Below are 14857 nucleotides of genomic sequence, written 5' to 3' on the forward strand. Positions count from 1 at the left end.
CTGGAACCCCTCACTTAGCGCAAACGTCTCCATATAGCCGCAAAAATCGATAGAACTCCGCCTGAAGCATAACGACGTCGCAAACGAAAGAAAAAACCTGTTGATTGATTGGCGCTCACGTAGTGCGACCGGACCAGTGATCGATCAGGCGCAACAGTCATTGTCTCAAGCCTCTCAAGCAAAGGATGTACTACAGAGTCCCAGCGAAAGCCTTTTGAATAGTTACGAACATTTTCCTGGTATTTTTGACGCTCGCTTTTATCAGTCATCAAGATCGTTATAGCCTGAACCCAGCCCTCAAGGTCTTCAAAACCGACGGATATTCCCGTCCCTAGGGGAATCAGAGAATCACCGAACACATCGCCTTGTGTCGCGATGATCGGCAAGTCGCACCAGAGATAATCCAGCATCCGGGTTCGAAACGAGAAGCGCGTTTCAGGGTTATCAAAGTGAGAGCTTATACCGGCATCTGCATCAAGTAGAAAATTATGGCGATCGTCATAGTCCACCCAGCCAAAATTGAAGTGGACAAATTTATCGATCAGCCCGAGCTCGGTGGCCAGATCGACCGCACAAGCACACATATCATGCTGTGCAATGCTGGCATTTGGATGTTTAACCCCAATGAACACGAGATGCACTCGTGCACCTTCCGAAACCAGGCGATGGACCGCCTTGATGGGCGTCAATGGATCAAACCATTGATACAACCCACCTCCCCATACAAGAACAAAATCATCTGCAGGGATATTGAAGGTTGAACGTATCGCTCGCCGGGTTGCCGCCGGCCGCTGCGACGACAATCCAAATGGCAGCAGCGATATCAGGTCGGAAACATCGGCATGACTCGCCTGCGGCCAACGATCTGCGTTGACTCGTCCGGCCAATGTCAGTGCACCCAGCCAGAATTCTCGCTGTTTTTCACTGGCACACAGGAAATGATCTCCGTACACGAGTTGCTCAAGCAGCACGTCGCATAAAAAATTGCTGGTCATTCCTCTTACATCAAGGCTTACACCCTCGGAGGCCTGATGATATTCAAGTGGGACCGGGCAATAAAGGTCTACCACAAGGCAACCTTTTAATTCCTTTAAAAAAGGATGTGATCTTAAAGCGTCACCTTGAACTATCAGAAAATCCGCATTTTCTGCTGTCGACTTGAAACCCGCGTCCGAGAATTGTTTTGTTTCGAACAATACGTCAACCAACGGCTGAACTTTCGGCGCATATAATTTAACGTCAAAGTTTTGTGAGAGAACTTTTGCCATTTCCACACATCTGATTGCCGGCCCGGCCATTTTTAGCCCGACGACATCATTACAGACGATCAAAACAGTTTTTTTCCTCACATTATGCCCGCCTTCAGGAGGTACAAACCGGCAGCGATCAGCGCTACAAAAGCAAAGGCTTTTATCAGTTTTCGAACAGGAGCCCTGTTCAAGAGCGACTTCAATTTTCCTTTCAATACAAATCCATATATCGAAGTCGCAGTAGCGCCTTCCATTCTCTTGGCGACGCGTGACATGCCGCTCAAATGGAAATGTTTTACATAGTTGAATCTAATTCTGGAAGACATCAAGCGTTCAGAGTCATGAGAAATTCTGTCGAGAGCCTCGCGCCAGGCTGGAATAATCGACTCATGCGAATGGTTCAATTCGACATATTTGAAGGACTCTTCCTTTATCGTTTCGCGTAATTGAGGATTATCAACGAGACGCTTGATAGCCTCCACCCAATCGGCGACATTGTTATCAACCAACAGACCGGAGCGCTCCGACACTACGCATTCGACATAGGGCGTCGTATTGCTATAGATGGCGGATATCCCGCAACCACCGTACTCTCTGAACTTATTGTTCGTCTTGGAAGCGTTGAACTGGCTTTCCATCAACGGCGCCAACCCGACACTCCAGTTTCGCGCCATTTTGAATTCAAGAAATTGGGAATAGTCCGAAAAGCCGGGGAACCACTGCACATTATTCAAGCTGCGCAATTCATCGGAAACACCACCGATGAACTCAAAGCGGATTTCCGGCCGCTCTTTCCCTAACTGCTCAACCACTTCCTGAAGCAGCGCAAACTCTTCTTCCTTATAGCCACCGGCGTACCCGACCACGGCGTCTCTCGCAGGTTTTACTGCAAGTTTTTTTGCAATTTTACGAATCAGCGAAGTGTCAAAAGGGACAGGCAACAACTCACACTTCACATCGGGAAATCTTCGATTGATAAATTCGGCAAATGTTTTATTGTGCGTAATCACGAAACTGGCGTTCTCAACAAAAGCGTCGAGCGACATGACGACTTCTGCCGATTTATAATAGCGTGCCAACTCTCCCGAGCCGGTGATTTTCCAGAAATTGTCATCGAGATAATACGCATAGGGAATACCATGCTCGCGCAAGTACGTCGGCAACCAGGCGTATCTTGGATCACAACTCCGGCAAAAAATATTGACACCACTGACGAGGGACGACCAACCCACAGTGCTTAGCAGTCGGGTATCGCAATTACCTTCACCACTCACATCATTCAGCAGGCGCGATACAATCCTTGTGGTCGAAATATCACCTTCAATCCAGAAATTTATTTTGCTGAATGACATACATAATCCATAGTAGTAAAAATAGTCTAAACCGTTAATCCGAAGTATCCCGCCGCGCGCCGCGAGACTCAATCAAAGCTTCACATTCAAAACATTCCCGTCATCAATCGTGCGTTACATCCATAGAGCGCCATTCGCGCCTGCGGCACCGAAGAATGAGAATCCAGAATCTTCAGGGTTTCAGGCACGGTGCTTTACCAATGTTTTCCTGATAGTGAATGGCCGTCTGACGCATGGCTCGATCCGAGTGAATCGGTGGAGTCCACCCCAGTAACTCATAGTTCTTGGAGATGTCAACCTGCAGAGAGCCGCAGACCCGACTTGCAACCGCTTGTTTGCCCAGCAGCGTCGCCATAGAGAGTATCAGCCACTCTGGCAAGGCAATCAGCCGGGATCGCTTATCCAAAGCATTCGCCAGGCTGTTCAATAACTGAGGTGTGGAGAGGTCCCGACCATCGCTAACCAGAAATGTCTGATTGGCTGCTGCAGGATGATTGATACACGTGACGATAAAATCCACCAGATTACCAAGCGCAACCAGACTTCGCTGGTTGCGTATGCCACCTAACGGCAGCGGAACCCCTCTGTCGAGCCAGCGCAACATGTTCAGAAAATTGGCTTTGACTCCAGGTCCATAGACCAGTGGAGGACGAATGATCACAAGCTCCATTGAAGTCTCGAGTGCCAGTTGCTTCAGTGCTTGCTCGGCCTCGTACTTGGAGACCCCGTAAGGGTCTTGGGGAGCAGGCATATCATCCGCGCTGAACGGTTTCCCAGGGAGCGTGCTTTCTCCATTGACCTTGATCGAACTGATAAAAATGAAGCGCCGCACCCCTGCCTCTGCTGCCTGCTTCGCCAGTCGCAAGGTCCCTTCCACATTGACCTTGCGATACTCAGCGAGGGCGTCCTCGGCAAGCTCATTCATCACATGCACTCGCGCGGCGGAATGAACAACTACATCCACGCCATTCAAATCAGGCCGGTGACTCGGGTTATCCATGTCAAAAGACACAGTGGGGCATAATCCCTGCAATTGGGTAGCACGGCGCGTGGCAGCGATAGGCGTGTATTTTTTATCGAGCAACAGGCGCATGACCAGCCGCTGCCCGACAAAACCGCTGGCACCGGACACAAAAATGCTCGGTTTTGGCACGATGCTCAAGACTTGCTCCCCAACAATGCGCTAGCCCAACAGATAAAGAAGAAGAAGACCTTATCCCTTACCCGACGCCTGCATTGCCAGGCCCTGAAGGAAAGTTTGACCAGTTGCATCCCACGCAACTGCCTACCACGGATGAATGATGACGCCCGCTCTGGCGTCACCAACGTTGCGATGAGTTCAACCTGACTGAACCACCAGCCGTCATGGATGGTTTTATAGCGGGTAATCAATGGACGAAGACCAGTATTGGCGCCGACTTGATTACGCTCGTGCTGGCGATAATCCATAGATGCCCCTGGATCGATATACCAGCGATAACCGTTGCTTCGTGCATAGGCATAGCAATACCAGTCGTGCAGGCTGACGCCTTGCAGTTGCTGCCAGTTCGCAAGCATTGAAGCCTTTAACGAGCCCGCCAGCGCGTTACTCATCACGTAAGTACAGCCCGGCCCGGCAGCCTCGAACAAATAGTCCAGATCGACCTGTGGCTGCGCTTTGTCCAGGAGGACAGTCTTGCCATCAGGCCAGAACGCAGTGACGTTACTGGAGTACGCATCTACGCGTTGTTCTGCAATGCTTTGAGTTGCACGAAGCAGCTTGTTCGAATGCCAGACGTCATCCTGATCCGAAAAGGCAATGAAGTCGAAGTTATCGAAGTCGACATCGCGGATGAGTCTGAAGAAGTTGCGCGATGCACCGCCAAATCGTCCGGATTCAGGGAGGATCACCACACCGGAATGCTCAGCGGCGTAAGCTCGGCACAGCGCTTCCGTACCGTCTGAAGAGGGATCAATACTGATGTAAACAGTTACATTAACTGCTGATTGATTGAGAATTGAGGAAAGTTGCTCCTCAATCCACGGTGTTCCATTGTAGGCAGCCAGTAAAACTGCAACCTTCGGATGTTCTACTGGCATGCCGTTCCTGCTTGCACGGATTGAACGCTTTGTTTGAATACCGAACTTTCCAGACTCAGAAAGAAGTCGAATCCAACAATTTTTTCAGGTACTGCCCGTAGCCTGTCTTCTTGAGAGCTTCCGCCTGCTCGCTCAACTGCTCCGACGTAATCCAGCCATTGTTGTATGCAATTTCTTCTAGGCACGCCACCTTCAAACCTTGGCGGTGTTCGATGGTGTGCACGAAGTGGCTCGCCTCAAGCAGCGAGTCGTGAGTACCGGTATCCAGCCACGCAAAGCCTCGACCGAGCATTTCAACATTGAGGGTTTGTTGCTCGAGATAGGCACGGTTAACGTCTGTAATTTCCAGCTCGCCTCGTTCGGACGGCTTGATGCCCTTGGCAATATCGACAACCTGGTTATCGTAGAAATAAAGACCGGTGACGGCGTAACTGGATTTAGGCTTGAGCGGTTTTTCTTCAATGCTCAATGCCCGACCTGACGAATCGAACTCAACGACACCGAAACGCTCAGGATCAGAAACGTGATAACCGAAGACCGTCGCGCCTTTTTCCTGAGTGCTGGCGGAACGCAAGTTATCGGAGAAGTGCTGACCGTAAAATATGTTGTCACCGAGGATCAAACAGCACGGATCCTTACCGATGAACTCCTCACCGATAATGAAGGCCTGTGCCAAACCATCAGGACTTGGCTGTTCGGCGTAGGTCAACTGAATACCGTAGCGGCTGCCATCACCGAGCAGCTTGCGAAAGTTTGGCAGATCTTCAGGGGTGGAAATGATCAGGATTTCTCGCATACCTGCGAGCATGAGCACGGACAACGGATAAAAAATCATCGGTTTGTCATAGATCGGCAACATTTGCTTGGAAACACCCAACGTCAACGGGTGCAAGCGTGTTCCCGAACCACCGGCCAGAATAATTCCCTTTCGATTTGTCTTGATCATTTATTAAAAACTTCCATCAGCATTCTGTTTACGCCGCTTTGCCATTCCGGCAGGCGAAGGGCAAAATTATTTCGCAGTTTCTGGGTGTTCAGGCGTGAATTCAAGGGACGACGGGCCGGAGTCGGGTAGGCCGCCGACTCGATCGGGTTTACTTCAGTCACCTTCAATTGCTCGCCAATCTTTCGCGCGAACTCTATGACATGGGAAGCATAGCCGTGCCAGGAAACTTCACCACCGGCAACCAGATGGTAGATGCCCGCCAAATCGGCACTTTGCTTCACTTTCAAAATGGCGTGGGCAGTGACATCGGCAATCAGGTCAGCACCGGTTGGCGCACCCACCTGATCGAAAATCACATTTAACGCCTCACGCTCCCTGGCCAGACGCAACATGGTTTTCGCGAAGTTGTTGCCTCTGACGGAATAGACCCAGCTCGTACGAAAGATCAAGTGCGAACAGCCGGAAGCAACAATTGCCTCTTCGCCAGCGCGCTTGCTGATTCCGTATTGATTAAGGGGCGCAACAGGGTCATCTTCCTTCCAGGGAACATCACCCTCACCACTGAACACATAATCAGTAGAGTAGTGAACCAGCAAGGCATTCAGAGCCAATGCTTCATCCGCCATGACGGCGACTGCCTGGGTATTGATCAGGGCAGCGAGTTCCTTTTCGGACTCTGCTTTATCGACAGCGTTGTAGGCGGCAGCGTTGACTATCACGTCCGGCTTCAGATGCCGGATCGTTGCGCGCAACGCCTCCGGATCCGACAGATCGCCCTGCAGGCCGTTGAGCAAGTGGCGATCCAGCGAGATGAGTTCACCTAGCGGCGCCAGGGAGCGCTGCAGCTCCCAACCCACCTGACCATTTTTTCCAAGAAGAAGGATTCTCATGCTTTATTGGAGCGATCGCTGTAGTTCTGATCAATCCACTGCTGATAGCTGCCGCTTTTCACATGCTCGACCCACTGCGCGTTGTTCAAATACCATTCCACCGTCTTGCGAATACCGGTCTCGAAGGTTTCTTCCGGCGCCCAGCCGAGTTCACGCTGAATCTTGCTCGCATTGATCGCATAACGCTGATCATGTCCCGGACGATCCTGAACATAAGTAATCAAGCTTGCGTGTGGACGATGGGCAGAATCCGGGCGAAGCTCATCAAGCAGCGCGCAAAGTGTTTGAACCACTTCAATGTTTTGTTTTTCGTTGTGTCCGCCAATGTTGTAAGTCTCGCCAACAACACCTTCTGTAACAACTTTGTACAGCGCACGCGCATGATCTTCTACGTACAACCAGTCACGCACTTGATTGCCTTTGCCGTAAACCGGCAGCGATTTGCCTTCCAGTGCATTGAGAATGATCAGCGGGATCAACTTCTCAGGGAAGTGGCATGGACCATAGTTGTTCGAGCAGTTGGTGACCAGCGTCGGCAGACCATAAGTACGGGCCCAGGCACGAACCAGGTGGTCGGAGCTGGCCTTGCTCGCCGAATATGGCGAGCTTGGCTGATAAGGTGTGGTTTCAGTGAACAGATCTTCAGGACCTTCGAGGTCGCCGTACACTTCATCAGTGGAAATGTGGTGAAAGCGGAAAGCGGTTTTGCGGGTGTCGTCCAGAGCAGACCAGTAGTGGCGTGCAGCTTCCAACAGCGTGTAAGTGCCGATGATGTTGGTCTGGATGAACTCGGACGGGCCGGAAATCGAGCGATCAACGTGAGACTCCGCGGCCAGATGCATGATCGAATCAGGCTGGTGCTCACGAAGAACCCGGTCGATCTGCTCACGATCGCAGATATCAACGCGCTCAAATACATATCGCGGGTCTTGGCTTACTTCGGCCAAAGACTCCAGATTACCGGCGTAAGTCAGCTTATCGACGTTTACGACAGAGTCGGTGGTCTTGGAAATGATGTGACGGATGACTGCCGAGCCAATAAACCCGGCGCCGCCGGTAACTAGAATTTTCACGCGAAACCATACCCTTGAGCTGCGGACAGGGCCACCAAAGAGCGCTGTCTAATCCATAGATGCAAAAGCTGCAAGCCAGCTTCTGTCAGAGTCAGTCTGAATCGATATGGCAACAATGCCACTACCGAACAAGAGCTGCATTTTACAGCTTAATGGACGTTTTACTAATGGATATAGACAAGTAGCGATGCAAATTCGATGGATGTCCTGCGCCTGCTCTTATACAAGTCGTTTGCGTGAAGTTCTGGACGATCGTCCCAGAAACCAGCCCAGTACCGGCCCGACAAGCATCCCAATCAGCAAAGCGAGAACCATTACCAGAGAGACTGGCAGCTGCGGCCCCGCCCAACCAAGGAACATCAACGAAATGGACTGCTGGTTCTCCAGTACAAACGCCAGGATCACCAGCATCAACAAAAGAACGAAAACACCAAGAAGCATGCGCTTGAGATTACGCATGGGCAACTCCCCGAAAAGTCGTGGCCGTCAAACCCCCTCCTCCTCTTCCTCGTTCACACGATCACGCAGTTCCTTGCCCGGCTTGAAATGCGGCACAAACTTGCCATCAAGGCTGACAGACTGACCGGTCTTCGGATTGCGACCAACCCGCGGCGCACGATAGTGCAAGGAAAAGCTGCCAAAACCACGGATCTCGATGCGATCACCCGTAGCCAGACACTGGGACATTTGCTCAAGCATGGTCTTGATGGCCAACTCCACATCTTTGGATGAGAGCAGCCCTTGATGGGTGACAATTCGTTCGATCAACTCCGACTTCGTCATATTTTTCCCTTCTTTTTCAAGCAGCTAGATCAGCGCTTGAAAGGTTTTAGCATGCCCGGAAGATTTTGAACAGCCCAGGGGTTGACATATCTTGCCCCACATCGAAACGCCCATTTTCAGGGCATCACGCCACCCCACCCGTACAACGCACTCTCACCGACAGATCACCAACATGGTACGAGTGACGTAGCCTGCAGGATTGAAGCCGAAGGGAAACAAATCCTCATCCTTGGCGTCATCCGATCGCGTGACCACTTTATAACCTGCACCCTTGCATTCTTTCGCCGCACGCTTCTGACATTTCTCCCAACCCGAGCCCAATCCGGAGCAATCAACCTCAATGCCACTGACGCCGCGCACCGCATGAGTCTTGGCGCTGGTCGTACAGCCCGCCAAAACCAGCATGCCCATCAAGACTATAAACTTGTTCATTCACTTCCTTATGCCAGGCTCTACGCCCGACTACTGCGATCTTCAGACTAAGCCTAGACGCGAATAGACGATTGATCCGATTAAAGAAACAGACCGCCTTACAAGGGGAATGGTTTCACCCAGACAACACACTGCAGGACACACACCAAATCGCAGGCACAAAAAAGGGCGACCGAAGTCGCCCTTTTTTAATGATCAGACAGAACTCAGTTCTGTTTGGCCATTGCTTGACGCAGCAGTGCCGCCATAGTGGTGTCAGCTGCTTCACCTTCCGGAGCGGTTTTCAGGCTCTGGATGGCTTCTTTCTCTTCAGCATCGTCTTTCGATTTGATCGACAGCTGGATTACGCGACTCTTACGATCAACGCTGATGATCTTGGCTTCTACTTGCTGGCCTTCTTTCAGAACGTTGCGCGCGTCTTCAACGCGGTCACGGCTGATTTCGGAGGCTTTCAGAGTTGCTTCGATATCGTCGGCCAGAACGATGATGGCGCCTTTGGCGTCAACTTCTTTCACGGTGCCAGTAACGATTGCGCCTTTGTCGTTAACCGAGACGTACTCGGAGAACGGATCGCTTTCCAGTTGCTTGATACCCAGGGAGATACGCTCACGCTCCGGGTCAACCGACAGGATAACGGTGTCCAGCTCGTCGCCCTTCTTGAAACGACGCACGGCTTCTTCGCCCACTTCGTTCCAGGAGATGTCGGACAGGTGAACCAGACCGTCGATGCCGCCGTCCAGACCAATGAAGATACCGAAATCGGTGATCGACTTGATGGTGCCGGAGATCTTGTCGCCCTTGTTGAACTGGCCAGAGAAGTCTTCCCATGGGTTCGACTTGCACTGCTTGATGCCCAGGGAGATACGACGACGCTCTTCGTCGATGTCCAGAACCATGACTTCCACTTCGTCGCCGACTTGTACGACTTTCGAAGGGTGGATGTTCTTGTTGGTCCAGTCCATTTCCGAAACGTGTACCAGACCTTCAACGCCTTCTTCCAGCTCAGCGAAGCAGCCGTAGTCGGTCAGGTTGGTTACACGAGCGGTAACGCGAGTGCTTTCTGGGTAACGGGCTTTGATAGCAACCCATGGATCTTCGCCCAGTTGCTTCAGGCCCAGGGAAACACGATTGCGCTCGCGATCGTACTTCAGAACCTTGACGTCGATCTCGTCGCCAACATTGACGATTTCGGAAGGGTGCTTGATACGCTTCCACGCCATGTCGGTGATGTGCAGCAGGCCGTCCACACCGCCCAGGTCGACGAATGCGCCGTAGTCGGTGAGATTTTTGACGATACCTTTGACTTGCTGGCCTTCCTGCAGGGATTCCAGCAGAGCTTCACGCTCGGCGGAGTTCTCGGCTTCCAGGACGCTGCGACGGGAAACGACAACGTTGTTGCGCTTCTGGTCCAGCTTGATGACCTTGAATTCCAGCTCTTTGCCTTCCAGGTGCGTGGTGTCGCGCACTGGACGGACGTCAACCAGGGAACCTGGCAGGAACGCACGGATGCCGTTAACGTCGACAGTGAAGCCGCCTTTAACCTTACCGTTGATAACGCCCTTGACCACTTCCTCAGCTGCGAAGGCTGCTTCCAGAACGATCCAGCATTCAGCGCGCTTGGCTTTTTCACGGGACAGCTTGGTTTCACCGAAACCGTCTTCAACCGAGTCCAGAGCAACGTGAACTTCGTCACCGACGTTGATGTTCAGTTCGCCAGCGTCGTTGTAGAACTGCTCCAGAGGGATCAGTGCTTCGGACTTCAGGCCAGCGTGAACGGTTACCCAGCGAGCCTGGTAATCGATATCAACGATAACACCGGTGATGATGGAGCCTGCCTGAAGGTTCAGGGTCTTTAGGCTTTCTTCAAAGAGTTCCGCAAAGCTTTCGCTCATTTTAATTCCTGTTGATTAGGGCGAAAAAGTACGCCCATCTCCACATCCCAGACGATGTGGGTTAGTTTCATTAAAAAGAAGCACCACAGGACTATGACTGGTCCCCTGTAGCCTTCTTGGTCACCCGGCGATATCGCGAATGGCGATCTCGCTCATGATGCGTTCAAGCACCTGATCGATGGACAACTCCGTGGAATCCAGCTGTATGGCGTCGGCCGCCGGTTTGAGCGGGGCCACCGCTCGCTGGGTATCACGCTCGTCGCGCGCACGGATCTCATCTAGCAGACTCGACAGACTAACACCCTCGACTTTGCCCTTCAACTGCAAATATCGACGGCGCGCCCGCTCCTCGGCACTGGCGGTCAGGAAAATCTTCAGCGGCGCATTCGGAAATACCACCGTGCCCATGTCACGACCATCGGCCACCAGGCCCGGTGTTTCCTGGAACGCGCGCTGGCGCTGTAGCAGCGCCTCGCGCACAGCCGGCAACGCAGCCACCTGGGAAGCGCCGGAACCGACGCTCTCGGTGCGGATGACATCGCTGACTTCGTCACCTTCCAGAATGATGCGCTGCAACTGACCGTCGGTCGCCGCGATGAACTGCACATCCAGATGAGCGGCCAGTTTCTTCAGCAACTCTTCATTGGTCAGGTCGACACCATGATTGTGCGCAGCAAACGCCAGCAGGCGATACAGCGCGCCGGAATCCAGCAGATTCCAGCCCAGACGCTTGGCCAGAATCCCGGCTACGGTGCCTTTGCCCGAGCCGCTTGGCCCATCGATGGTGATGACCGGAGCAATGTTGTTCACGACTGAGCCTCTTGCGCCACACGAATGCCGACCTGCGCGCACAGCGCCAGGAAGTTCGGGAACGATGTCGCGACGTTGGCGCAATCATGGATGCGGATCGGTGCAGTGGCGCGCAACGAGGCCACGCTGAAAGCCATCGCGATGCGGTGATCGCCATGACCATGCACTTCGCCGCCGCCGATCTGGCCGCCGTCGATGATGATGCCGTCCGGGGTCGGTTCGCACTTGACGCCCAGCGCCAGCAAACCGTCCGCCATGACCTGGATACGATCCGATTCCTTGACCCGCAGTTCTTCGGCGCCAGTCAGCACCGTGCGCCCTTCGGCACAGGCTGCCGCCACGAACAGTACCGGGAACTCGTCGATGGCCAGAGGGACCAGCGCTTCCGGAATCTCGATTCCTTTGAGTTTAGCTGCTCGCACGCGCAGGTCGGCAACCGGCTCGCCACCCACTTCACGCTGGTTTTCCAGGGTGATGTCGGCACCCATCAGGCGCAGGATGTCGATCACACCGGTACGCGTCGGGTTGATGCCGACGTGCTCGAGCACCAGCTCCGAACCCTCGGCGATCGACGCCGCTACCAGGAAGAACGCCGAAGACGAGATGTCACCCGGCACTTCAATGTGGGTCGCGGTCAGCTTGCCGCCGGACTCGACCGATGCGGTGGCACCGTTGACGCTTACCGAATAGCCAAAGCCGCGCAGCATGCGCTCGGTGTGGTCGCGAGTCGGAGCCGGCTCGGTCACGGTGGTCTTGCCTTCGGCATACAGGCCCGCCAGCAGCAGGCAGGATTTCACCTGGGCACTGGCCATCGGCATGGTGTAAGTCAGGCCTTTGAGCTTGTGACCACCACGAATGGTCATCGGCGGACGACCGTCGGCAGCGGTTTCGATCACGGCGCCCATTTCCCGCAGCGGGTTGGCGACGCGATTCATCGGACGCTTGGACAGCGAAGCGTCACCGGTCAGGGTGCTGTCGAAGTCCTGCGCGGCCAGCAGGCCGGACAGCAGGCGCATCGAAGTACCGGAGTTGCCCAGATAGATCGGGCCCGGCGCAGGCTTCAGGCCGTGCAGGCCGACACCATGGATGGTCACGCGGCCGTGATGCGGGCCTTCGATGACCACGCCCATGTCGCGGAACGCCTGCAAGGTCGCCAGGGCGTCTTCGCCCTCGAGGAAGCCTTCGACTTCGGTGACACCTTCAGCCAGGGAGCCGAGCATGATCGAACGGTGGGAAATCGATTTGTCACCCGGTACGCGAATCCGACCGGACAGGCGGCCACCAGGTTGAGCCAGGAAGATCAGATCGTTGGAATTCATAGCGTCCACATAGGCCCTGCGGGCCAGGATTTTACTGAAATGCTCGCGGGCAACCCGGGCGCGCGTGAAGACGCCCAACAATTGGTGCCCATCCCCTGCATCGACCGCGTCGCGCAAGGCGTCGAGGTCGCTGCGAAATGTATCGAGTGTGCGCAGGACAGCCTCGCGGTTGGCGAGAAAGATGTCATGCCACATGACCGGGTCGCTTCCGGCGATTCTTGTGAAATCACGGAAACCGCCCGCAGCGTAACGGAAGATCTCAAGGTTTTCATTGCGCTTGGCCAGCGAATCGACCAGACCGAAGGCCAGCAGGTGCGGCAAATGACTGGTCGCCGCCAGCACTTCATCGTGGCGCTCGACCTGCATGTGTTCGACATCGGCACCGAGCCCGCGCCACAAACGATCAACCACAGCCAGCGCAGCCGGATCGGTCCGCTCCAGCGGGGTCAGAATCACCTTGTGACGACGAAACAGCTCTGAGTTTGAGGCTTCCACCCCACTCTGCTCGGAGCCAGCAATCGGATGACCCGGCACGAAGCGCGCCGGCATGCCGCCGAACGCTTCGGTCGCCGCACGCACCACATTGCCCTTGGCGCTGCCGACGTCCGTCAGGATCGCCTGCCCCAGATCCATGCCGGCCAAGCGGGCCAGCACTTTTTCCATGGCCAGGATCGGCACCGCCAACTGGATCACGTCCGCGCCCTGGCAAGCCGCCACCAGGTCGTCTTCACAGCGATCCACCACACCCAACTCGACCGCCAGCTTGCGCGATTGCGGGTCGAGATCGACCCCGACCACTTCGCGGCACACACCGCTTTCACGCAAGCCTTTGGCAAACGAACCACCGATCAACCCCAGACCGACCACCACCAGGCGCCCGATCATAGGTGCAGCAGATTGCAGCGCAGTGACATCACCCACGAGCCAGGACCTTGCGCAGCGCCTCGAGGAAGCGGCTGTTTTCCGCCGGCAGACCGATGGTCACCCGCAGATGGTTCGGCATGCCGTAGTTGGCCACCGGACGTACGATCACGCCTTCGCGCAGCAGGCCCTGGAACACCGGAGCCGCCACTTGACCGAGGTCGACGCAAATAAAGTTGCCCTTGGACGGAATCCAGCTCAGGCCCAGCTCGCGGAAACCCGCTTCCAGCTGCTGCATGCCGGACTCGTTGAGCTGACGGCTCTGCGCCAGATACTCCTCGTCCTTCAGCGCCGCACACGCCGCCGCCAGGGCCAGGCTGTTGACGTTGAACGGCTGGCGTACGCGGTTCAGCACGTCTGCCACGACTGGCGTGGACAAGCCGTAGCCAACACGCAGCGCCGCCAGACCATAGGCCTTAGAGAAGGTGCGCGAGACCAGCAGGTTCGGGTAAGCCGCGAGGAAATCCAGGCCATCCGGCAGATCACTGCCCTCGGCGTATTCGATGTAGGCCTCGTCCAGAACAACCAGCACGTGCTCCGGCACGTCCTGCAGGAACTCGTCCAGCGCTTCCGCGCCGAACCAGGTGCCCGTCGGGTTGTTCGGGTTGGCGATGAACACGACGCGTGTGTTGGCGTCGATGGCCGCCAGCATCGCCGGCAGGTCATGCCCCCAATCCTTGGCCGGAACGACCTTGGCCTGGGCGCCGACCGCCTGGGTCGCGATCGGGTAGACCGCGAACGCGTGCTCGCTGAACACCGCATTCAGGCCCGGCGCCAGATAGGCGCGCGCCACCAGCTCGAGAATGTCGTTGGAGCCGTTGCCCAGGGTCACCTGGTTCAGCTCGACACGGCACTGCTCGGCCAGCAGGGACTTCAGGGCAAAACCGTTACCGTCCGGATAACGGGTCAGTTCGTCCAGCGCTTCGCGGATCGCGGCCAGCGCCTTCGGGCTCGCGCCCAGCGGGTTTTCGTTGCTCGCCAGTTTGACGATGCTTGCCGGATCCAGATCCAGCTCGCGCGCCAACTCTTCCACAGGCTTGCCCGGAACGTATGGCGAAAGTTGTTGCACGCCCGGCTGTGCCAGAGCGAGGAAGTTGCCACTCATTGCTA

14 protein-coding genes are annotated in these 14857 nt (G+C 54.9%); all 14 read right to left on the reverse strand.

Annotation, left to right across the window (positions count from 1 at the left end; all coding sequences use genetic code 11):
* Positions 1-14: 14 nt before the first annotated feature.
* The 14 genes from DLD99_RS29155 to hisC all read right to left on the reverse strand — a co-directional run bounded on the left by DLD99_RS29155 (position 15) and on the right by hisC (position 14852).
* On the reverse strand, positions 15-1268 hold the full coding sequence (locus DLD99_RS29155) for a glycosyltransferase (protein WP_208647501.1): 1254 nt from the start codon (positions 1266-1268) through the stop codon (positions 15-17).
* A gap of 77 nt (positions 1269-1345) precedes the next feature.
* Positions 1346-2602, reverse strand: coding sequence for a glycosyltransferase (locus tag DLD99_RS20370; protein ID WP_114884645.1), 1257 nt, complete (start codon positions 2600-2602; stop codon positions 1346-1348).
* A gap of 172 nt (positions 2603-2774) precedes the next feature.
* Positions 2775-3755, reverse strand: a complete 981-nt coding sequence (locus DLD99_RS20375) for a UDP-glucose 4-epimerase family protein (RefSeq protein ID WP_114886756.1) — start codon at positions 3753-3755, stop codon at positions 2775-2777.
* A 5-nt stretch (positions 3756-3760) separates the two neighbouring features.
* Positions 3761-4681: a glycosyltransferase gene (locus DLD99_RS20380; RefSeq protein ID WP_114884647.1), complete on the reverse strand. Its 921-nt coding sequence runs from the start codon at positions 4679-4681 to the stop codon at positions 3761-3763.
* A gap of 55 nt (positions 4682-4736) precedes the next feature.
* On the reverse strand, positions 4737-5627 hold the full coding sequence (gene rfbA / locus DLD99_RS20385; RefSeq protein WP_114884649.1) for a glucose-1-phosphate thymidylyltransferase RfbA: 891 nt from the start codon (positions 5625-5627) through the stop codon (positions 4737-4739).
* A complete protein-coding gene (gene rfbD, locus DLD99_RS20390) occupies positions 5624-6517 on the reverse strand; it encodes a dTDP-4-dehydrorhamnose reductase (protein ID WP_114884651.1) in 894 nt (297 codons plus the stop codon). Before rfbD ends, rfbA begins: the two co-directional genes overlap by 4 nt.
* Positions 6514-7590 carry a dTDP-glucose 4,6-dehydratase gene (rfbB, locus tag DLD99_RS20395; RefSeq protein ID WP_114884653.1) on the reverse strand — a complete coding sequence of 359 codons (1077 nt, stop codon included), beginning with the start codon at positions 7588-7590 and terminating at the stop codon, positions 6514-6516. Before rfbB ends, rfbD begins: the two co-directional genes overlap by 4 nt.
* A 219-nt stretch (positions 7591-7809) precedes the next feature.
* Positions 7810-8049 (reverse strand): lipopolysaccharide assembly protein LapA domain-containing protein, encoded by a 240-nt coding sequence (locus tag DLD99_RS20400; protein ID WP_114884655.1) that lies wholly within the window; start codon positions 8047-8049, stop codon positions 7810-7812.
* Positions 8050-8076: 27 nt separating this feature from the next.
* Positions 8077-8373: an integration host factor subunit beta gene (gene ihfB / locus DLD99_RS20405; RefSeq protein ID WP_003189779.1), complete on the reverse strand. Its 297-nt coding sequence runs from the start codon at positions 8371-8373 to the stop codon at positions 8077-8079.
* Positions 8374-8526: 153 nt separating this feature from the next.
* Positions 8527-8805 (reverse strand): hypothetical protein, encoded by a 279-nt coding sequence (locus DLD99_RS20410; protein ID WP_085710816.1) that lies wholly within the window; start codon positions 8803-8805, stop codon positions 8527-8529.
* Positions 8806-9011: 206 nt separating this feature from the next.
* Complete coding sequence (gene rpsA / locus DLD99_RS20415) at positions 9012-10697, reverse strand: 30S ribosomal protein S1 (protein ID WP_102717097.1); 1686 nt, start codon at positions 10695-10697, stop codon at positions 9012-9014.
* 120 nt (positions 10698-10817) lie between these two features.
* Positions 10818-11507 (reverse strand): (d)CMP kinase, encoded by a 690-nt coding sequence (gene cmk, locus DLD99_RS20420; RefSeq protein ID WP_007950916.1) that lies wholly within the window; start codon positions 11505-11507, stop codon positions 10818-10820.
* Positions 11504-13711 (reverse strand): bifunctional prephenate dehydrogenase/3-phosphoshikimate 1-carboxyvinyltransferase, encoded by a 2208-nt coding sequence (locus tag DLD99_RS20425; RefSeq protein ID WP_244220812.1) that lies wholly within the window; start codon positions 13709-13711, stop codon positions 11504-11506. Before DLD99_RS20425 ends, cmk begins: the two co-directional genes overlap by 4 nt.
* A gap of 28 nt (positions 13712-13739) precedes the next feature.
* Positions 13740-14852 (reverse strand): histidinol-phosphate transaminase, encoded by a 1113-nt coding sequence (hisC, locus tag DLD99_RS20430; protein WP_114884659.1) that lies wholly within the window; start codon positions 14850-14852, stop codon positions 13740-13742.
* Positions 14853-14857 lie beyond the last annotated feature (5 nt).

The sequence above is a fragment of the Pseudomonas kribbensis genome (assembly GCF_003352185.1).
Taxonomy (GTDB): domain Bacteria; phylum Pseudomonadota; class Gammaproteobacteria; order Pseudomonadales; family Pseudomonadaceae; genus Aquipseudomonas; species Aquipseudomonas kribbensis.

Excerpts from the sequence above, each read along its gene's own strand:
- DLD99_RS29155 (WP_208647501.1), bottom strand. The coding sequence starts at position 1,268 with ATGGCAAAAGTTCTCTCACAAAACTTTGACGTTAAATTATATGCGCCG.
- DLD99_RS20370 (WP_114884645.1), bottom strand. The coding sequence starts at position 2,602 with ATGTCATTCAGCAAAATAAATTTCTGGATTGAAGGTGATATTTCGACC.
- DLD99_RS20380 (WP_114884647.1), bottom strand. The coding sequence starts at position 4,681 with ATGCCAGTAGAACATCCGAAGGTTGCAGTTTTACTGGCTGCCTACAAT.
- rfbA (WP_114884649.1), bottom strand. The coding sequence starts at position 5,627 with ATGATCAAGACAAATCGAAAGGGAATTATTCTGGCCGGTGGTTCGGGA.
- rfbD (WP_114884651.1), bottom strand. The coding sequence starts at position 6,517 with ATGAGAATCCTTCTTCTTGGAAAAAATGGTCAGGTGGGTTGGGAGCTG.
- DLD99_RS20400 (WP_114884655.1), bottom strand. The coding sequence starts at position 8,049 with ATGCGTAATCTCAAGCGCATGCTTCTTGGTGTTTTCGTTCTTTTGTTG.
- ihfB (WP_003189779.1), bottom strand. The coding sequence starts at position 8,373 with ATGACGAAGTCGGAGTTGATCGAACGAATTGTCACCCATCAAGGGCTG.
- DLD99_RS20410 (WP_085710816.1), bottom strand. The coding sequence starts at position 8,805 with ATGAACAAGTTTATAGTCTTGATGGGCATGCTGGTTTTGGCGGGCTGT.
- rpsA (WP_102717097.1), bottom strand. The coding sequence starts at position 10,697 with ATGAGCGAAAGCTTTGCGGAACTCTTTGAAGAAAGCCTAAAGACCCTG.
- DLD99_RS20425 (WP_244220812.1), bottom strand. The coding sequence starts at position 13,711 with ATGATCGGGCGCCTGGTGGTGGTCGGTCTGGGGTTGATCGGTGGTTCG.
- hisC (WP_114884659.1), bottom strand. The coding sequence starts at position 14,852 with ATGAGTGGCAACTTCCTCGCTCTGGCACAGCCGGGCGTGCAACAACTT.